This is a genomic window from Arthrobacter sp. Soil761 (assembly GCF_001428325.1).
In the GTDB taxonomy this organism is placed as follows: domain Bacteria; phylum Actinomycetota; class Actinomycetes; order Actinomycetales; family Micrococcaceae; genus Arthrobacter.
This window is the reverse complement of sequence record NZ_LMSF01000009.1, coordinates 121,841-140,534: the sequence shown is the minus strand read 5'-3', so window position 1 is coordinate 140,534 and position 18,694 is coordinate 121,841. Positions and strand designations below refer to the sequence as shown.

The 18,694-nt window shown below is 68.7% G+C and carries 13 protein-coding genes and 1 pseudogene; 4 read left to right on the top strand and 10 right to left on the bottom strand.

What is annotated here, in order from left to right; genetic code table 11:
* From ASG79_RS07610 to ASG79_RS07590, 5 genes and pseudogenes are all read right to left on the bottom strand, one after another.
* A pseudogene (locus tag ASG79_RS07610) lies at window positions 1-369 on the bottom strand (endonuclease); the annotation flags it as partial.
* A 97-nt stretch (window positions 370-466) separates the two neighbouring features.
* On the bottom strand, window positions 467-1,198 hold the full coding sequence (locus ASG79_RS07605) for a thymidine kinase (protein ID WP_018769693.1): 732 nt from the start codon (window positions 1,196-1,198) through the stop codon (window positions 467-469).
* Window positions 1,191-2,429 carry an alkaline phosphatase family protein gene (locus tag ASG79_RS07600; RefSeq protein ID WP_056389842.1) on the bottom strand — a complete coding sequence of 413 codons (1,239 nt, stop codon included), beginning with the start codon at window positions 2,427-2,429 and terminating at the stop codon, window positions 1,191-1,193. Before ASG79_RS07600 ends, ASG79_RS07605 begins: the two co-directional genes overlap by 8 nt.
* Before the next feature lies 1 nt (window position 2,430).
* Window positions 2,431-3,174, bottom strand: a complete 744-nt coding sequence (locus tag ASG79_RS07595) for a DUF5998 family protein (protein WP_018769691.1) — start codon at window positions 3,172-3,174, stop codon at window positions 2,431-2,433.
* Window positions 3,175-3,215: 41 nt separating this feature from the next.
* Window positions 3,216-5,900: a bifunctional GNAT family N-acetyltransferase/acetate--CoA ligase family protein gene (locus ASG79_RS07590; RefSeq protein ID WP_056389839.1), complete on the bottom strand. Its 2,685-nt coding sequence runs from the start codon at window positions 5,898-5,900 to the stop codon at window positions 3,216-3,218.
* 77 nt (window positions 5,901-5,977) lie between these two features.
* Between ASG79_RS07590 and ASG79_RS07585 the strand changes: the two genes are divergently transcribed.
* Window positions 5,978-8,497, top strand: coding sequence for a DNA topoisomerase (ATP-hydrolyzing) subunit A (locus tag ASG79_RS07585; RefSeq protein WP_056389836.1), 2,520 nt, complete (start codon window positions 5,978-5,980; stop codon window positions 8,495-8,497).
* Window positions 8,498-8,522: 25 nt separating this feature from the next.
* On the opposite strand, the gene ASG79_RS07580 is transcribed toward ASG79_RS07585, so the two are convergent.
* Together ASG79_RS07580 and ASG79_RS07575 are read right to left on the bottom strand one after the other, a co-directional pair.
* Window positions 8,523-9,323 (bottom strand): ABC transporter permease subunit, encoded by an 801-nt coding sequence (locus ASG79_RS07580; protein WP_056389833.1) that lies wholly within the window; start codon window positions 9,321-9,323, stop codon window positions 8,523-8,525.
* The gene (locus tag ASG79_RS07575) at window positions 9,313-10,293 is read right to left on the bottom strand and encodes an ABC transporter ATP-binding protein (RefSeq protein WP_056389832.1); all 981 of its coding nucleotides are present in this window, start codon (window positions 10,291-10,293) and stop codon (window positions 9,313-9,315) included. Before ASG79_RS07575 ends, ASG79_RS07580 begins: the two co-directional genes overlap by 11 nt.
* Window positions 10,294-10,360: 67 nt before the next feature.
* Here ASG79_RS07575 and ASG79_RS07570 point away from each other — a divergent pair, with 67 nt between their 5' ends.
* Window positions 10,361-10,879 (top strand): DinB family protein, encoded by a 519-nt coding sequence (locus ASG79_RS07570; protein ID WP_018769686.1) that lies wholly within the window; start codon window positions 10,361-10,363, stop codon window positions 10,877-10,879.
* 30 nt (window positions 10,880-10,909) lie between these two features.
* Here the strand turns inward: ASG79_RS07570 and cydD are convergent, their stop codons facing one another.
* From cydD to ASG79_RS07555, 3 genes are read right to left on the bottom strand one after another with little or no spacing between them, the layout of a single operon-like run.
* Window positions 10,910-14,359, bottom strand: a complete 3,450-nt coding sequence (gene cydD, locus ASG79_RS07565; RefSeq protein ID WP_056389831.1) for a thiol reductant ABC exporter subunit CydD — start codon at window positions 14,357-14,359, stop codon at window positions 10,910-10,912.
* Between the two features lies 1 nt (window position 14,360).
* The gene (gene cydB, locus ASG79_RS07560) at window positions 14,361-15,410 is read right to left on the bottom strand and encodes a cytochrome d ubiquinol oxidase subunit II (protein ID WP_056389829.1); all 1,050 of its coding nucleotides are present in this window, start codon (window positions 15,408-15,410) and stop codon (window positions 14,361-14,363) included.
* 27 nt (window positions 15,411-15,437) lie between these two features.
* Entirely contained in the window at window positions 15,438-17,042 is a 1,605-nt protein-coding gene (locus tag ASG79_RS07555) for a cytochrome ubiquinol oxidase subunit I (protein ID WP_056389825.1), read from the bottom strand.
* A 263-nt stretch (window positions 17,043-17,305) separates the two neighbouring features.
* Here ASG79_RS07555 and ASG79_RS07550 point away from each other — a divergent pair, with 263 nt between their 5' ends.
* Together ASG79_RS07550 and ASG79_RS07545 are read left to right on the top strand one after the other, a co-directional pair.
* A complete protein-coding gene (locus ASG79_RS07550) occupies window positions 17,306-17,689 on the top strand; it encodes a BlaI/MecI/CopY family transcriptional regulator (protein WP_018769682.1) in 384 nt (127 codons plus the stop codon).
* A gap of 6 nt (window positions 17,690-17,695) precedes the next feature.
* A complete protein-coding gene (locus tag ASG79_RS07545) occupies window positions 17,696-18,688 on the top strand; it encodes a M56 family metallopeptidase (RefSeq protein ID WP_026265832.1) in 993 nt (330 codons plus the stop codon).
* Window positions 18,689-18,694: the final 6 nt, after the last annotated feature.

The following is an 18,694-nucleotide window of genomic DNA, read 5'->3' as shown; positions in this document are numbered from 1 at the left end:
GGAAACAGTCAGGGCGTGGGAGGTGGCCAGGAACGACGCCGCCGCCCGCGGACCCAGGGCCAGCACGCACCCGATCTCCGCCGCGACCGCCATTTCCTGCGCCACCATTGGCACGTCCGGCCCCGCCACAGCATGCGCAGCCTCCGCGTACGCCACCGCAGCCTTCGCCTTCACCCCCGCAACCCGCGCCTCGACCTCCCGGGCCCCGGCGAGGATGTCCAGGCACCCATCCGCCAAACCGGCCAGCGGATCAGAAACCGCATCAGCATCCGCGAACGCCTCCAGACCCGCCCCGTCCACCTCAGCCTGAAGCACAGCAAGGGCAGCACGGATCTCCTCGAACGCCCTCACCACCGCCGCYTTCCCCATAAACCCATCATGGCAAGGGGGTCCGACAAACAGAGCTGGCCACCTCAGTTTCAAGGGCAGCCCCGCTTCAGGGGTTTCTTTGACGAAGACGGTGGGGCTAAGCCCCACGGCTCCCGCCGGGTCCGCCGGAACCGCGCCAGAGGCAGGCGTCGACGTCGAACGGCAGCAACTGGTCCTGCTGGGCCATCAGGTTGGCGCCGTGGGCCGTCACCCGCCGCATGAAGTGGCGCCGGCACAGCGTTTCGTAGCCCACTACGGGTACATGCCCGGCGTCCGGGGCGGCGGCAGCCTCAACCACCATGTCCACGTCACCCACCACCACCTGTGCGCCCTCGGTGACCATGACGCCGTCGACCGTCCTGGCGTTGTGCGTTGCACGCCGCCCGCACCAGCACAGCGCCTCCACCTGCAGCACCTGAACCCGGTCGGCAAGCTCGATGAGCCGCTGCGAACCCGGGAACAGCCTGGTGCGGAAGTCGGCCGTGATGCCGAAGGCAAAGACGTCGACGTCGATTTCATCCACCACCTTGGCCAGCTGCTCCACCTGCTCCGGGGAGTAGAACTGGGCCTCGTCGCAGATCAGGTAATCCACACGCTGGCCCTGGGTGCGGCGAAGCATGACTTCTTCCCAGAAGTCGGTGCTGTCCAGCACCTCCACGGCGTCCGTCTCCAGGCCCAGGCGGCTGGAGATCCGGGACTCTCCGGCGCGGTCGTTGCGGCTGAAGCGGACGCCGCCGCGGCCGCGGGCCCGGTGGTTGTAGTCCATCTGCAGCGCCAGCGTCGATTTGCCGCAGTCCATGGTGCCGGAGAAGAAGATGAGTTCAGCCACGCCGGCGGTTCCTTCCTTCGGCGGTGAAGCAGAGCAGCGGGACCTCCCGCTCCGCCTTCGTCAGCGAGCCGTGCTGGCCCACCACTTCCATGGCGGTGGGCCGCATCCGCCGGCCGTCATAAAGTGCGACGGCGTCACGCGCCGCGATCATCACGTCACCGATCCTGCCCGCAACAGCGGGACGGACGTCACCAAATAGTCCCCCGGCAACGGCTTCCTGGCGCGTAAAGGCCCATACCCGGTCGCCGAACCGCGCCTTCCAGGCGGCAAGCAGCCGTTCCGCTGCCCCAGCACCGGCTTCCAGGTCCGCCTCCTCCAGGTACAGGTGCACCATCCGCGGTTCACCGGCCGTATGGCGCACCCCGTCCACCAACCCGGGGTCGGTGGAGAAATCAATCCGCTGGGATTCCGGGACGTCCAACATGCCGTGGTCTGCGGTGAGCACAATGGTGGTGCCGGCGGGAAGCGTGGAGTTGAGCCGTTTGACGGTGGAATCGAGCTCCTCCAGCTGGTGTTCCCACTGCTCGGAACGGCAGCCGTGGCGGTGGCCCGCCTTGTCCAGTTCGTTGACGTAGAAGTACATGAGGGACGGGCCAGAGGCCGCCATGGCCTCGGCCGCGGCCGCGGTCCGCGCATGCGCGGTTATCCCGGAGATGAACCTGCCGCCCCGCAGCGCGGCGCGGGTCATGGGCGAGCCGTCGAACTGGGAGAGGCTGACGGTGCTGACGTCCACCTGTTCGGCGATCTGTTCAAACACCGTGGGGAAAGGCTGCCAGGTGGACGGGTCGACGCCCGGATCCCAGTTCCCCAGCAGATTGACCACCTTGTCCTGGCCAGGGTCCAGGACGTCGTAGCCCACCATGCCGTGCTGGCCCGGCGGAAGTCCGGTTCCAAAGCTGGACAGCGCCGCCGCCGTGGTGGAAGGGAAGGCGGAATCCAGCCACACGGGGACCTCGCCCTGCCCCGCCTGGATCACGGACCGCAGGAAGGGCGTGTGGGCCGCCTTTTGCTTCAGCAGGTTCCTGCCCAGGCCATCAGCCAGTACAACGCAGACCCGGGACGCGTCCGGTAGCCCAAGCGTATTGGTAAAGCCCTCCACGCCGAGGCTTGCCGCGGCGCTGGTGAGGACTTCAGCCACGGAACGCTGTCCGTAGGCGGGAGGGGCTGGAAGGTCGGGCGTGCGGCCGATGGTTGGGGTTTCCTGGATGGCGCGGTGGCGGTCTTCCGGCATCTCAGCGCTGCTGGTGCCCGCGGCTGAGCCGGTTGCCGAACACCCCGGACCGCGTCCGCGGACCCATGGACTGGGCATGGGTTACGGGAGCCGCGGAACCGGTGTTGACCGCCCGCAGGGCCCTGGCGAAGAGCTTGGCGTCCTGCACTGCCTGCAGCCCGTCTGCCTCCGCGCTGATGCGGAGCACGATGTCTTCCTGGGCGATGGTTCCGGTGTAGCCGTGGTCAGCTTCGCACTGCGGATCGCCGCAGCTGGCCGGACCCATGTCCAGGCGCTGGCCACCGGACCATGCAATGGACAACGTGAGTTCCCGGACGGGGTCGGAGGGCTTGTAGTTCTGCGGCTGGGCGTACATGTAGCTCAGGACCACGGACCGGATCTGGGCCACGGGAACGGACTCGGTGGAGATCTGGGCGACGATCTGCTCCCCCGCCTCGTCCAGTTGCTGGTCGTCCACGTGGGTGATCACCAGCATGTCCGCGGTGAGGACCAGCACGGTGATGTGGCGGCGCACCTCTGCCCGGTCGAAGTGGGTTTCCAGGTGCACCAGGTGGGCCACGCAGTCCCGGCCGTCCAGTGCGTCGTCGACGACGTCGGAGACCAGGCGGGGGTAGAAGCCGGCCTTCTGCAGCGCGTCTTCCAGGCTCTGGCCCTGTGTTCCGTGGTTGTGTGAGCTGTGCTGGCGGAGTGCCTGGTTTTCATTGCCGGGCGTTTCGGGCGCCGAAGCGGGAGGCTGGAAGCTCATGCCCCCATTTTCACAGATCGTCCGGTCACTTGCTAACCGCGTCAGCCCAGCATGGCGCGGCGGGCACTGTCCGTGCGCTGCGCGGCGTTGCCGATGCGTACATCAGCGGCGAGGATGGTGGCCCCGGCGGTGCCGCACAAAACCGGATTGAATTCCACCAGCGCGATCTCCGGGTGGTTGTCCTTCATCCAGGCCAGCCTGGCGGCCAGGTCCTCCAGCACAGGGACGTCGACAGCCGGCAGGCCCTGGTAGCCGAAGAGCTTCCGGGACGCCCGCGGAGCTCGGATGAAGTCGTGCACGTCCGCCGCGGAGAGCGGCGGAACCCGGTGTGACCAGTCGTCCAGGAGGTTGACGGCGTCGCCGGCGAGGCCGAAGGAAATGACCGGGCCCAGCAACGGATCCTCGATGGCACGGAAGGTGCAGGCCTGTCCCACCGGCGCCATCGCCTGTACTTCCAGGGCGGGATCACCGTAGGCCGCGAGCGCGCGCCGCATCTGCACCACGTTTTGGCGCAGTGATTCGGCGTCCTCAATGCCCAGCCTGACCCCGCCAAGGTCAAGCCGGTGCCGCAGCGCGGGGTCGGTGGTTTTCAGCACCACCGGCCAGCCCAGCGCATCTGCCGCTGCCACGGCCTCGTCCGGTGTGGTGAATCCTGCAGAGGGCAGGACTGAGATGCCGTAATGCTTCAGCAGCGAAGCAGCCGCGGCCGGGTCCAGCTGCTTGAGCTGGTCGCCCGTGACGTCCCCGAGCAGGGCGTCCAGCTCGGCCTCCGCCTTGCGGGGGTCGCAGCCGGCGGGTTCGACGAAATGCCCCTGGTCACGGCCGGCCCACTCCGCATAACGGACCACGGCCGCGAGCGCGGCCACGGCAGCCCCGGGGTTGGAAAAGCAGGGGACGGTACAGCCCTTCGCTCCCACCAGGCCCTCCACGTTGATGGCGGGGTCCAGGATGCCGGTGAAGGCGGCCACCACCGGCTTCCCGGCAGTAGCTGAACATTCGGCCAGGACCTGCGCCACCGCGTCGGCAGTCAGCCCGCGGGCAGGCAGCAGCGCGGCGACGGCGGCGTGCACGGCATCGGAGGCCAGGGCGTCAAGGAGGGCGGTCCGCAGTGCGGGCAGGGCCACCGACTGGCCGGCATCAAGGTCCAGTCCCGAAACCACCCGGGCAACGCCCAGCCCGTGCGCGGCGGCACTGTCCGCCACCACGTTGCCCAGCGCCTGGGAATTGCTGAAGATGGCGACGTCGGCTCCGGCGGGCAGTGGCTGCCCGGACACCACCTGCGCCACATCCACCAGCTGTTCCACGGTTTCCACGCGGATCACGCCCGACTGGCGCAGCATGGCATCCAGCGCCCCGGCCGGCGCCTGGGTGGTCCGGACGGCATGTCCGGGCGGCAGACGGAGCCCCATGGTGTCCGACTTGGCCACGATGACCGGCTTGGTGCGGGCCAGGCGCCGTGCGATCCGGGAGAACTTGCGCGGGTTGCCGATTGACTCCAGGTAGAGGCCTACGGCGGAGGTGTCGGCATCGTCTTCCCAGTACTGCATCATGTCGTTGCCGGAGACATCCGCCCTGTTGCCTGCCGAGAGCAGGCTGGACAGTCCCAGCCGGCGCCGGGCCGAGGCGGCGTAGAGCGAGACGCCGATGGCGGCCGACTGGCTGAACAGGCCCAGGCCGCCGCGCAGCGGCATGGTGGGCGCCATCGACGCGTTCAGCGACACGTCCGGGTGAGTGTTGGCGATGCCCAGCGACGCCGGGCCGATCACCCGCATCCCGCTGGCCCGGGCCTGGCGCACCAGGGCGCGCTGCCGCAGCAGGCCCCGCTCGCCGTCGTCGGCAAAACCTGCCGAGGCGATCACAACGCCCTTGACGCCCGCTGCCGCGCACTCCGCCACGACGCCGGCCACTTCCTCGTAGGGAACGGCGATGATTGCCAGCTGGACGGGCTCGGGGACTTCGGAGAGCTTGCCGTAGGACATCATCCCGGCCAGTTCCAGCGCCTCCGGGTTGATGGCGTACACGGACCCGTGGAAGCCGCCCTCGATGATGTGCTCCAGCAGTTGGTACCCCACGGTGCCCCATTTGCGGCTGGCACCGATGACGGCAACGGACGACGGCGCCAGCAGGTCCCGGACGCTCCTCGCCTCGGCGCGGTGCTCGCGGGATTCCATGACCGCGCGCGATTTTTCGGTGGGGTCGATGTTGAACTCGAGGCTGACGACGCCGTCGTCGAAATGGCGCTTGACGTCGTAGCCGGCGTCGGAGAAGACCATCAGCATCTTGCGGTTTTCCGGCAGCACCTCGGCGGTGAACTTCCGGATCCCGTTTTCATGCGCGGCGGCGGCAAGGTGCTCCAGCAGGATGGAGCCGATTCCCCGGCCCTGGTGGGCGTCGGAGATGTTGAAAGCAACTTCGGCCTCCGTGGGATCGGCAAGCCGGTCGTAGCGGCCGATGCCGACGATTTCGCCGCGGATGGTGATGACGAACGCCACCCGGTCCTTGTAGTCCACTTCGGTGAAGCGCTTGAGCTCCTTGGCCGACAACCTGGCCTTGAACGCAAAGAAGCGCATGTAGATTGAATTCTGCGACTGTCCGGTGTGGAAGGCCTGCACGGCGTCCGCGTCCGACGGATGGATGGGCCGGAGATGCGCTGTCCCGCCGTCACGCAGGACGACATCGGCTTCCCAATGTTCCGGATATTCGCCGTCCCCGGGCTGATCCACCATAGGCTTAGCCTAGCCAAAAACTAACGCAGCACACCCCCAAGGCTGCACAGTAACCCCAGAAGGATTCACCAAACCCCATGGCCCGCCGCCAAAGTTCCAAGCCCATCGTGGAGAGCGACTACACGGAAAACATCGTCGATATCGATGTCACGTCCGAAATGCAGGGCTCCTTCCTCGAGTACGCGTACTCGGTGATCTACTCCCGGGCCCTCCCGGATGCCCGCGACGGGCTGAAGCCGGTACAGCGCCGCATCCTGTACATGATGAGCGACATGGGGCTGCGCCCGGACCGGGGCCACGTCAAGAGCGCCCGCGTGGTGGGCGAAGTCATGGGAAAGCTGCACCCCCACGGCGACGCCGCCATCTACGACGCCATGGTGCGCATGGCGCAGGATTTCTCGCTGCGACTGCCGCTGATCGACGGGCACGGCAACTTCGGATCGCTCGACGACGGCCCGGCAGCACCCCGTTATACGGAAGCCCGGCTGGCTGCGGCCGCCCTCACCCTCACCAACCACCTCGACGAAGACGTGGTGGACTTCGTCCCCAACTATGACAACCAGCTGACCCAGCCGGACGTCCTTCCCGCCGCCTTCCCCAACCTGCTGGTCAACGGCGCCACCGGCATCGCCGTCGGCATGGCCACCAACATGGCCCCGCACAACCTGGTGGAGGTCATCTCCGCCGCCCGGCACCTCATCGCGCACCCTGACGCAACCCTGGATGACCTCATGCGGTTCGTCCCGGGCCCGGACCTGCCCAGCGGCGGCCGGATCGTCGGCCTGGACGGCATCCGTGACGCCTATGCCACCGGCCGCGGCTCGTTCAAGACCCGGGCCAAGGTGGAGGTGGAACAGCTCTCCGCGCGCCGCACCGGCCTGGTGGTCACCGAACTGCCGTACATGGTGGGCCCGGAAAAGGTGATCGAGAAGATCAAGGATGCCGTCAACGCCAAGAAGCTGACCGGCATCAGCGACATCGTGGACCTGACGGACCGCAAGCACGGCCTGCGGCTGGTCATCGAGCTCAAGAACGGCTTCAACCCGAACGCGGTGCTGCAGCAGCTGTACCGCTACACGCCGATGGAGGACTCCTTCGGCATCAACAACGTCACCCTGGTGGACGGCCAGCCGCAGACGCTGGGCCTGGTGGACCTGTTGCGTGTCTACGTCGACCACCGCATCAACGTCGTCCGGCGCCGGACCGCCTTCCGGCTCGGGAAGAAGAAGGACCGCCTGCACCTGGTGGAGGGCCTCCTCATCGCCATCGTGGACATTGACGAGGTCATCCAGATCATCCGCTCCTCGGACGAGGCCGCCGCGGCCCGCGAGCGGCTGATGTCCATCTACGACCTCACCGAAATCCAGGCCAACTACATCCTGGAACTGCGCCTCCGGCAGCTGACCAAGTATTCCCGGATCGAGCTGGAGAAGGAGCAGGACGAGCTTCGCCGCGAGATCGCGGAGCTGGAGGCGATCCTGGGCTCGGAGGAACTGCTGCGCACCGTGGTTTCCGACGAACTGGGTGCCATTGCCGAAGACCACGGCACCCCGCGCCGCACCGTGCTGCTGGAGTCCGAGGCCGTGTCCCCCACCGTTGCGTCCGCCGAACTTGCCGGGGCCAACGGGAAGAAGGGCAAGGCCGTGCCGCTGGCACTGGAGATCGCGGACGACCCCTGCTGGGCCATCCTCACCGCGTCCGGCCAGATAGCCCGCACCGGCAACCAGGAGCCACTGGCCGAGGCAGGGCCACGGAGCAAGCATGATGTGTACACCTCAGTGGTTAAGACGTCGGCCCGCGGCGAAATCGCCGCCGTCACGTCGCTGGGCCGCATGCTCCGGCTGCAGGTCATGGACATGCCGGTCCTGGCGCCGGTGGCCGGACTGCCCAACCTGGCGGGCGGCGTCCCCGCAAAGGATTTCCTCACGCTGGTGAAGGGCGAAACCCTGGTGGCGTTCGTGCGCCTGGATGAGGTCCTGGCCATCGGCACCGCCCAGGGCGTGGTGAAACGCGTCCAGCCGGACTACCCGCTGAACCGGGAAGACTGGGAAGTCATCACCCTCAAGGACAAGGACACCGTGGTGGGCGTGGCTCCTGCCGGTGACGATGCCACCGAACTGGTGTTCCTCACCAGGGAGGCCCAGCTGCTGAAGTTCCCCGCCGCCGCCGTCCGCCCGCAGGGGCGTACCGCCGGCGGGATGGCGGGCATCAAGCTCGCCGCAGGTGACCAGGTGATCTTCTTCGGCGCCGTCCAGCCCAAGGACGAGGCCGCCGTCGTGGTCACCATCGCCGGGACCAACGGCGCCCTGCCGGGCACGGCCCCTGGCACCGCCAAGGTCACAGCCTTCTCCGAGTATCCGGCCAAGGGCCGTGCCACCGCCGGAGTCCGGTCGCACCGGTTCCTGAAGGGTGAGGACATGCTGCTGCTGGCCTGGGCAGGGCACGGCCCGGCCAAGGCTTCATCCGCTGCCGGGGTGGCCCGGTCGCTGCCGCAGGAGCATGGCCGCCGCGACGGCTCCGGCGTCCCGCTCTCACAGGCCGTCGAAGCAGTGGGCCCGGCGATGGCATGGACGGACGGACCGGCAGCCGGGGAATAGCCGGGCGATGCCGCGCGTCCGGCGCTCAGCCCGCTATGTCCCTGCGCCGGAAGCCGGCGACGGCAAGCCCCAGCAGCACGGCAACGGTGGCAGCGGACACCAGCACGCTGTCCCAGGCCACGCCCTGCCGCAGGGGGTCATGGGCAACGTACTGGAAGAACGGCGACACCTTCTGGATGCGGTCGAAGGCATCCACCAGCGGCGCGAGGGCGTTGACGATGTAGGCGAGGACGGCCAGCACGGCCGGAACACCGCGGCTGAGGCCGGTCCGTCCGGTCCCTGCTGAAAGGGCAAGGGCAAGGGTACCGAAAACGACGCCCAGCAGCGCTAAATGCAGCATGGCGGCAGCCACCTTGCCGGCCGGAAGGACCAGGTCCACCATGCTGCCCTCCACCACCAGCGATATTCCCAGCACGGCGGCCAGCAGGAAGGTGCCCAGCACCATGGCCAGGAACTTGTCCACCACCACCCGGCCCCGCCCCACGGGGTTGGAAAGCAGCAGGTCCATCGTGTGCCGGTCCTCTTCCCCGCCGATGGCGCCCGCGCCGGAACTGATGGCATAGATCAGCACCGCAATCGGCCCCATGAAGGACAGCAGCTCCACCTGGATGTATCCGGTGGGAGTGGACATGTCGGCGCTGGAGGTGGCGAAAAGCGAGCGGAACGCCTCCGGCATCTGCTCGATGAAGCTGCTGATGGAGGGCTGTGACTTCACCGCGGGCCAAACGGCCGCGTACGTTGCCACGATGAGTGCCAGGGAGACGGCCCACGCCACCAGCAGCCTGCCCTGGTCCCGGAGCGTCTTCAGCAGGACGTTAGCCAGCATGGCGCGCCGCCGTTCCCGCGCCGGCGAGGCTGGCGCTGCCGGGTCCGTCCATTCCGTAGTAGCTCAGGAACGTCTCTTCCAGCGGCGCTTCAGAGCATTCGAAGTCCACCACCTCCCGGGCGCTGACCAGCTTCAGCAGCGCATCCAGGGCCGCCTGCGGCGCATTGCAGCTCAACGTGGTCCCATCCACCAGCAGGTCCCGCACGCCAGGCACGCCGGCGAACTCCGCCGCGGACACCTCCGCGGCGAAGCGGGCCCGGACCCGGTGCAGTGAACGTGCGGCGAGGTCCTGCAGCCGCTCCACCGCCACCAGCTGTCCCTGGCGCACCACCCCGATGCGGTCTGCCACGCGCTCCACCTCGCCCAGCACGTGGGAGGAAAACAAGGCGGAGCCGCCCTCGGCAGTATGTTCACGCAGGATGGAATGGAAAACCTGCTGCACCAGCGGGTCGATTCCGCTGGTCGGCTCGTCCAGCACCAGCAGCCGCGGCCGCGACATCACCGCCAGGACCACGGCGAGCTTCTGGCGGTTGCCGCGGGACAACGTGCGTGCGGGCCGGCCCAGGTCCAGCTCCAGCCGGGCCGCCACCTCGGCCGCCCGTTTGCCGTCGTCCCGGTGCCGGAGGTGGGCGCAGTAGGCCACGTGCTGGCTGCCGGTGAGGCGGTCGTAAAGCGCCGGCTCACCTGGCACGTAGCCCACCAGGCGGTGGACGTCCCGGGACTGCCGCCAGGCGTCCAGTCCCAGCACCGACGCTGTACCGGAGGTAGGCCGCAGCAGCCCCATCAGGAGCCGGATGGTGGTGGTCTTGCCTGCCCCGTTGGGGCCCAGGTAGCCGAACACCTCGCCCGTCCCAATGGTGAGTGTCACGCCGTCGAGCGCAGTGTTGCGGCCGAACCGCTTGGTCAGGCCCGCCAGCCGCACCATGCTTTCGGCACCGCTTTCCGCACCCCCGCGCTCTTCCGGGCTCATGCGGCAAGGCTATGCCGGGCGCTGCACGGGTCCCAGAGTCTTTCGGCCCACCGCTTAGACTGCTCCCATGCCTATCGTTCCTGATGAAAAGGACTGGACCTGGGTCCTGTCCCGCCCCTGCCCGGAATGCCATTTCGACGCTTCCAGCGCCACCCCGGCAACGGTACCGGGAAGCATCGAAAGCCTGATCCCCCGGTGGCTCGCCGTCCTGCGCCGGCCGGACGCGGCGCAGCGCCCCGATGACCACACCTGGTCCGCGCTGGAGTACGCGTGCCATGTGCGGGACGTTTTCGCGCTGTTCGACCAGCGGCTGAACCTGATGCTGGCAGAGGATGACGCCCGCTTCGAGGATTGGGACCAGGACCGGACCGCCATCGAGAAGGACTACGCCAATGCCGATCCGGCCGAGGTGGGCCGCGAACTGGCGGCGGAAGGACACCAGGCCGCCGAGTCCTTCGCCGGAGTCCATGAGGACGACTGGGGACGCAAGGGGCTGCGCAGCAACGGCTCACAGTTCACCGTCCTCACGTTGTCCCAGTACTTCCTGCACGACGTCGTCCACCACCTTCACGACGTCAGCGGCTAAAGGCGCAGGCACGCCGGGGACCGTCCCGCCTTAGTGGGAAGCGGCCAACGATTCCCGGGGTTGTCCGGCGAAGGCCGAAAGATCCAGCCTGGCGTCGTCGGCCTTGATGTCAGCAGGATTGTGGGTAACCAGCACCACGGTGCGGTCCCGGAGTCCCGTGCGAAGGTCCGCCAGCATGGCTGCCGCCGATTCGGCGTCCAGGTGGGCAGTGGGCTCATCCAGCAGGATCACCTCCGCACCGGTCAGCAGGGTCCGCGCCACGGCCAGCCGCTGGCGCTCGCCGCCGCTCAGGAAGGCACCGCCGGGACCGATCCGGGTGTCCAGGCCCGCCGGCAGCCGGGCCACCAGGCCGGCAAGTCCGACGGCGGCCAGGACAGACTCCAGCTCGTCGTCCGCCAGGGTTGGTGCACCGTTCCCTGACGGCCGGCCCAGCATGAGGTTGCCGCGGATGGTGGAGTCGAACAGGTGTGCCTCCTGCGGACACCACGCCGCCCGGCCGGTGACCAGCGCCCGTCCCGCGGCCGGCGGCAGGAAGCCAAGCAGCACCGAGAGCAGGGTGGACTTTCCCGACCCCGATGGTCCGGTGACCGCCAGCCAGCGCCCGGGACCTGCCACCGCGAACACGCCGGAGAAGACCGGGACGTCTCCGGGCCAGGCCGCGGCCAGGTCCACCAGTTCAAGGCCCGGAGTGCCGCCGGCGCGGCCGGGAACGGACTGCAGCCCAGCAGACACGTCGAGGCGGCCGTCAAGGGCGCCCGACTCCCCCACCCGGCGCATCACGGCACGGAGCGCGGGGAACTGGCGGACCGCCGTCGTCATCGCTGCGTAGGGTTCCACCAGTGCCAGCAGCAGGAGGACCACCACGGCTGCCGTGGCCGGGGCAACCTGGGCCGCAAGGACCCCGGGAGCTGCCAGCCACGCGGCCGCCAGGGCTGCCGTGCCGCAGGCCGCGGTGGCGACGCCGTGTCCCAGCCCGTCGGCCCAGGCAGAGCGCTGCGATGCGCGCGTGGCCTGGCGGTCCTCCGCCAGCAGGGCGTCAAGCACGCGCGGCGCCACGCCGTTGGCGTGCAGTTCGGCCCGGGCATCGAGGGCAGCGGTGACGCGGCGCAGGACGCCGGACCGCAGGGACTGCTCGGCGTTGGCGGATTTGCGGTCTCCCCACAGGGCGGCCGCGGGTGCCAGCAGCAGGCCGCTGATGGCCGCGCCGGCCACTGCGGGAAGGGCCGCCGGCACCAGCACGCCGGTGGCAGCCACGGCCAGGACGGAAACCGCGAGCGCCGTGAGGGGTGGCAGGACCACGCGTGGAAGGAGGTCGCGGACCGTGTCCACATCGTCGATGACCGTCCCCAGCACGTTGCCGCCCTGCAGGAGCCGGCGCAGCGACAGCGCCCTGCGGCTCAGAGATTCCCAGAGCCGGCCGCGCAGGCGGGTGAGCGCGGCGAAGACGGCATCATGCAGCAGCAGCCGCTCCCAGTAGCGGAAAACGGCCCGGCCGATGCCGAAGAACCGGACGCCGACGATCGCCGTCAGCAGGTAGAGAATGGGCGGCTGCTCGCTGGCCCGGATGATGAGCCAGCCGGAAAGGCCGGAAAGCGCGACGGCGAAGACGGCCGCCAGGGTGCCCACGACAGCAGCGGTGGCGAACCTGCCCCGCACCGGCGCCAGGAGGGCCGCCAGGAGGCGGGCCGCGCCTGGGGCAGCGCGAACGCTTGGGCTGACGGACCCGCTGGTGCCCGCTTCCGCCGCGTCGTCAACGCGTGCGCTGACATTGCCGGCGGAAGCGGCGTCGGCAGAGCCGGGTTGGGTGGAGCCGCTTCCGCCGGGGCCGGGCAGGATGCCGGTCGCGCCGCCGCCGTGGTGCGGTGCTGCGGCAGCCCGGACCGCCGGCACGACGGGCACCAGCAGGTCTGCGAGCCGGCGGGTGCGCTGGTTGTGGGCCACCAGGATCACGGTGGCCTGGCCGCGGAGCCGCCGGATGGCCTCCTCCACAATGAGTGCGGAGGCGTCGTCCAGGTGTGCCGTGGGCTCGTCCAGCAGCAGGAGGGTGGCACCGGCCTCGATCCTGGCCAGTCCGCGGGCCAGTGCCACGCGGCGCAGCTCGCCCGGGCTCAGCTCCGCCTGGTGCTTCGCTGCCAGGTGGGTGGCTCCGGCCCTCTCCAGGCAGCGGCGGGCAGTCTCTTCGCCGGTAAAGCGGTCGGGGCCATGGGTGGGGTCCGGCGAGAGGTACAGCAGCACCTCCTCCAGCACGGTTCCGGCCACCATGACGGGATGCTGCGGCACCCAGGCTACTGAACTGCGGTCCAGGCCGCTGATGGATCCGGTGATGCCCGCCCCGTCACCGGCGCCGATGGTTCCGGCCAGTACGCCCAGGACAGTGCTCTTGCCGGCACCGCTGGGTCCGTCCAGGGCGGTGATCCGATCCTGGGGGGCGGTGAAGGTGAGGGGGCCGACGGCGGCTCCGGACCGGCCGGCGTAGGTCACCGTGAGTCCGGTGACCTCGAGTGGGGCACCGGGCCTGCCGGCCCTGGCCGCCGGCAGGGGTATCGCTTCGGCCGCGCCGGTCACGGCGGCTGTTTCCGCGAGTGCCACCCGGCCGTCGTCGCTGGCGTGGTGGGCGGTGCCCAGTTCCCGCAGCGGAAGGTAGCAGTCCGGTGCCAGGAGCAGCGCCAGCAGGCCGGCCTCCAGCGGCATGTCGCCGTGGACCAGCCGGACGCCGATGAAGACCGCCACCACGGCGACTGAGATGGTGGCGATGAGTTCCAGGGCCAGGGCGGACAGGAACGCGGTCCGCAGGGTGCCCATGGTGCGGGAGCGGTACTCTTCGGAGATTTCTTCGAGGGCCTTGCGCTGGGCGGTTGCCCTGCCCAGTCCCACCAGGACCGGCAGGCCCTTGGCGAGCTCCAGCATGTGTGCGGACAGCCGGGCCAGCGACGCCTGGGCCTGGCGGACGCTGTCCTCGGTGTACCGGCCGATCAGCACCATGAACAGCGGGATCAGGGGCACCGTGAGCACAATGACCAGCGCGCTCACCCAGTCCGCGAAGAGGATCCGTGCCCCCAGCAGCAGCGGCACGGCGGCGCAGTTGACCAGCGCGGGAAGGAACTGGGTGTAGTAGCTGTCCAGGGCGTCCAGGCCGCGGGTGGCCAGCACCGCCAGGCCGCCGTCACCCGGCCCGGAGGACCGGACGCCCGTGCGCAGGGCACGCCCCAGCAGTTCTGCCCGGAGTTCTTCCTTGACCCCCAGCGCCGCCCGGCGGCCCGCGACGGCCTGGCCCCAGACGCTCAGGGAGCGGAGGACGACGCCGGCGAGCCCGGCGGCGAGCTGGGTTGCCCAGTCCGGGTTTCCGGCCACGAGTCCGGCCAGGACCGAGGCCACGGCCTGGCCGATCAGCACCAGGGAAAGCGCCTTGAGCGCGGCCAGGACGCCCAGCCAGTAGATTGCTGAACGGGTGGCCGGACCGGCGGGAAAGGTTGGCCGCACGTCAGCCCTTGGTGGTGAACGCCCTGGCGGCCACCGCCGGGAGGAAGCTGTGGGCTTCCGGGATGTGGGCGGCGCTGACGCGGCGGCGGAAGACCCAGTAGGTCCAGGCCTGGTAGGCGATCACCAGGGGAAGGCCAAAGGCTGCCACAATGCTCATCAGTCCCAGGGTGTAGTCCGAGGAGGAGGCGTTGGAGATGGTGAGGTCAAACGCGCTGTCCAGCGTGGAGGGCAGCACCACCGGGAACACGGCCCCGAAAATGGACGCCGTGCCCAGAACCAGGAAGGCGCCCAGGGCCAGGAAGGACCGGCCTTCGGAGCCCTTCCGGGCCAGCAGCCAGGCAGTAACGGCCGCAGCAACGGCCAGGACGACGGCGGCCCAGGTCCAGGGTTTGCCGTCCATGAACTGGATGGCGAGGGCCCACGCCGCGATAGGCAGGAGCAGGGCCGGCAGGAGCCGAACGAACCACTGGCGGGCGCGGTGCCGTACCTCCCCGTCGGTCTTGAGGGCGAGGAACGCCAGCGCGTGGAGCAGCGCGAACCCCACCACGGCGATACCGCCCAGCAGGGCGTAGCCGCTGAACCAGGCCATGGGGCCGCCTTCGCGGTCGCCGTTGGAGTTCAGCGGAAGGCCGGTGGTGGTGAGGGCCAGTGCGGCGCCCACGCCGAAGGCGGCAAAGAAGGAACCCAGCGCGATGGCCCAGTCCCACCGGTTCCGCCAGCTGTCCGTGTCCACCTTGCCGCGGTATTCGAACGCCACCGCCCGGAAGATCAGTGCCAGCAGGACGACCAGCAGCGGGAGATAGAGCGCGGAGAACAGCGACGCGTACCAGAGCGGGAAGGCTGCGAAGGTGGCGCCGCCGGCGGTCAGCAGCCACACCTCATTGCCGTCCCAGACGGGTCCGATGGTGTTCAGCAGCACCCTGCGCTCGGTGTTGTCGCGGGCGAAGAGCTTCATCAGCATCCCCACGCCCAGGTCGAAGCCCTCCAGGAAGAGGTAGCCGGTCCACAGCACCGCGATGGCGATGAACCACATGGTGGGAAGCAGTTCCATTGTTTGTTTCCTCTGCTTGGTTTCGGGCTAGTAGGCGAAGGCCAGGACGTCGTCTGCGTGTTTCGCGTCCCCGGGGCCGCCGGGTCCCGGGGTGGCGTCCTCGTTCTCGTCCACCGGCGTGTGGACCAGTTCGGGCATTGCGGAGACCACGCCGCCGCGGATGTACTTGACCAGCAGCTTCACCTCCACCACCAGCAGGACTGCGTAGACGGCCGTCAGGGCCACCAGCGAGGCGATCAGTTCCCCTGCGGAGACACCCGGCGATACGGCGGCGGCGGTAAACATGAACACCTGGTCGATGCCGCTGGGATCCGGGTTGGGCGCCACGACGAACGGCTGGCGGCCCATCTCGGTGAAGATCCAGCCGGCGGCATTGGCGCCGAAGGGGGCCAGGATGCCAAAGACTGCCAGCCGCATCATCCAGTGCGACTCCGGCACGGTCCCCTTGCGGGTGAGCCACAGCGCCACAAATGCTGCCAGGGCGGCGAGTCCGCCAAATCCGATCATCATCCGGAATCCCCAGTAGGTGACTTCCATGACGGGCACGTATTCGATTTCCTGGCCGGCCCGCTCACCGTAGATGGGGTTGTCCGGCAGGTTGGTCCCGTAGTTGGCCTTGTACTCGGGCAGCAGGCTGTTGACGCCCTTGACCTCGGTGGTGAAGTCGCCCTTGGCAAGGAAGGACAGGATGCCCGGAACCTCGATGACGGCCACGACGTCGTCGCAGTTCCTGGACCCCACGTTTCCGACGCTCAGGACGGAGAAACCGGTGCCGTCGTGGCAGGCCGCCTCCGCGGCGGCCATCTTCATGGGCTGCTGCTGGAACATCAGCTTGCCCTGCAGGTCGCCGGTGACCGCGGTGCCGGCGAAGGAGATCATGGCCACCACGGCGCCGATCCGCAGGGACCGGATCCATACGCTGTGGTCTGTACGGTCACGGCCGGGGATGCGGACGTCTTCACCGGGGATGACCTTGCCTTCGGCACCCACCGTGTCAACGCCGTCGTGCCGCCTCCGCCACAGGTGGTACCAGGCGATGCCCAGGAGGAAGCCGCCGGCCACGGCCAGGGCGCCGAACAGGGTGTGCGGGACGGCCACGAGCGCGGTGTTGTTGGTGAAGACGGCCCACGCGTCGGTCATGACGGGCCGGCCGTTGATCATTTCCACCCCTACCGGGTGCTGCATCCAGCTGTTGGCCACGATGATGAAGTAGGCGGAGAGGGCCGATCCAATAACGGCCACCCAGAGGCAGGCAAGGTGGATGGCGGGCTTTAGCTGCTTCCAGCCAAAGATCCACAGTCCCAGGAAGGTGGACTCGACGAAGAAGGCAAGGAGGGCCTCGAGGGCCAGCGGGGCTCCGAAGACGTCACCCACGAACCGGCTGTACTCGCTCCAGGCCATGCCGAACTGGAATTCCTGCACGATTCCGGTGGCCACGCCCATGATGAAGTTGATGAGGAACAGCTTTCCCCAGAACTTGGTCATGCGCAGGTACTCGGGTTTGCCGGTGCGGTACCAGGCGGTCTGGATGACGGCCACCACCAGGCCCAGGCCAATGGTCAGCGGCACCATCATGAAGTGGTAGACGGTGGTGATGCCGAATTGCCAGCGTGCGATTTCCAAGGCGTCCATGGCAGTCCCTACTGTTTAGCCAATGTAGTTTTCTACGCTTTGTAGAACTGTAACTTCTACAAAGTGTAGAACATTGGCAGTGGCGGGCGAAAACCAATCGCCCTCCCCTAGCATGGCGCGGCAGGGGCCGGCGCGCCACATGTTCTACCCGATGTAGAACCCGGGCGGTTTTCGGGGTAGATTTGGTTATGTAGTTGAACAACCGCGCGACGTCACCGGGCGCCTTAGAATGCCCGGTGCGGGGAAACAAAAGGAAAAGTGAAATGGCTAGTCTTGGTGAACTGGAACGGGCAGTCATGGACCTGCTCTGGGCGGGCCAGGAAGCGGCTACGGCCAATACCCTGAGGGATCAGCTGGCGCGCACGTCCGCGGCGCAGGGCGGACCGGGCCACGAAGGCAAGGAACTGGCCGTCACCACGGTGCTCACCGTACTCTCCCGCCTGGAAAAGAAGGGGCTGGTGGAACGCGAACGCGGAACCCGCCCGCACCGGTACCAGGCCGTGTCCAGCCGTGCGGACCACACCGCCGAACTCATGCATGAGGTCCTCGGATCAGCCCCAGACCGCGAGGCCGTCCTGGCCCGCTTCATCGGGTCCGTTTCCGAAGGTGAAGCCGAGACGCTGCGTAAACTGCTGGGCCACCTCTAGCACACCATGTTCTGGGCCTCATACCTGCTGGCGGTCCTGGCGATAATCCTGGCCTGGCCGGTGCCAATTCTCCTGTCACGGGCCCAATGGCCGGCAAGGTCGCCGTTCACGGCCATGCTGCTGTGGCAGGCGATCGCGCTCGCGGGTGGACTCTCCATGATCGGCGCCATGCTGGTCTATGGCCTGGAACCAATCGGTGACAACCTCATCGCAGGGCTTCGCGCGCTGGCGGGAATGGTGCTGTTCAATGCCCCCACCACGGCGTTGGGCTTTTGGCATATCTTCGCACTGTCCACTGCTGCCCTGCTGACGGCCCACCTGGTGTTCACGCTGCTGCTGACGTACTACAAGATCCAGCGGCAGCGGCGCCGGCACCGTGAACTGCTCGCACTGTTGGCCTCCCCATCGGCCCAGGATGCCGGGACGCTGGTGATCAGCCACGACTCCCCCGTCGCGTACTGCCTCCCGGGGGGCGCCCGCTCCGTGACCGTGCTGTCGGACGGTCTGATGGCCGCCCTCGAACCGGACGAGCTGCGGGCCGTCCTGATTCACGAGAACGCGCACCTCAGCCAGCGGCACCACCTGCTGCTCTGGGCCTTTGCCGCCTGGCGGCAGGCCCTCCCGTGGCTGCCCACCACCCGGCTTGCACAGGAATCGGTCAACTCCCTGATCGAGATGCTGGCCGACGACGTCGCACTGCGGACGGAGAGCAAGGCCACCCTCATCAAGGCGATAGCCATCGTTGCCAGCGGGTCGACCGGAAACGCGGGCGCCGGCGACATCCGCCCGTCCTCGCCCTCGTTGGCCCTGTCCGGGCTGGAGTCGGCGTCGGGCGGACCGGGCTCGGACGCGGTCAGGACCGCGGCCTCCCGTGTCAGCCGCCTCCTGACCCCCCAGCCCCAGCTTCCTGCGGCCGTCCGCAGCGCCGTGTTGGCCGGGTCCGTCCTGCTGCTGGCGCTGCCCACGGCACTGCTGGTGGTTCCAGGGCTGCTGGGCTGACGCCGC

What these genes read in the sequence shown, in the direction of transcription:
- ASG79_RS07545 (WP_026265832.1), top strand. Translation starts at nt 17,696, where the DNA reads ATGTTCTGGGCCTCATACCTGCTGGCGGTCCTGGCGATAATCCTGGCC.
- cydB (WP_056389829.1), bottom strand. Translation starts at nt 15,410, where the DNA reads ATGGAACTGCTTCCCACCATGTGGTTCATCGCCATCGCGGTGCTGTGG.
- ASG79_RS07575 (WP_056389832.1), bottom strand. Translation starts at nt 10,293, where the DNA reads ATGAGCCCGGAAGAGCGCGGGGGTGCGGAAAGCGGTGCCGAAAGCATG.
- ASG79_RS07585 (WP_056389836.1), top strand. Translation starts at nt 5,978, where the DNA reads ATGGCCCGCCGCCAAAGTTCCAAGCCCATCGTGGAGAGCGACTACACG.
- ASG79_RS07595 (WP_018769691.1), bottom strand. Translation starts at nt 3,174, where the DNA reads ATGAGCTTCCAGCCTCCCGCTTCGGCGCCCGAAACGCCCGGCAATGAA.
- ASG79_RS07550 (WP_018769682.1), top strand. Translation starts at nt 17,306, where the DNA reads ATGGCTAGTCTTGGTGAACTGGAACGGGCAGTCATGGACCTGCTCTGG.
- ASG79_RS07570 (WP_018769686.1), top strand. Translation starts at nt 10,361, where the DNA reads ATGCCTATCGTTCCTGATGAAAAGGACTGGACCTGGGTCCTGTCCCGC.
- ASG79_RS07555 (WP_056389825.1), bottom strand. Translation starts at nt 17,042, where the DNA reads ATGGACGCCTTGGAAATCGCACGCTGGCAATTCGGCATCACCACCGTC.
- ASG79_RS07600 (WP_056389842.1), bottom strand. Translation starts at nt 2,429, where the DNA reads ATGCCGGAAGACCGCCACCGCGCCATCCAGGAAACCCCAACCATCGGC.
- ASG79_RS07580 (WP_056389833.1), bottom strand. Translation starts at nt 9,323, where the DNA reads ATGCTGGCTAACGTCCTGCTGAAGACGCTCCGGGACCAGGGCAGGCTG.
- ASG79_RS07590 (WP_056389839.1), bottom strand. Translation starts at nt 5,900, where the DNA reads ATGGTGGATCAGCCCGGGGACGGCGAATATCCGGAACATTGGGAAGCC.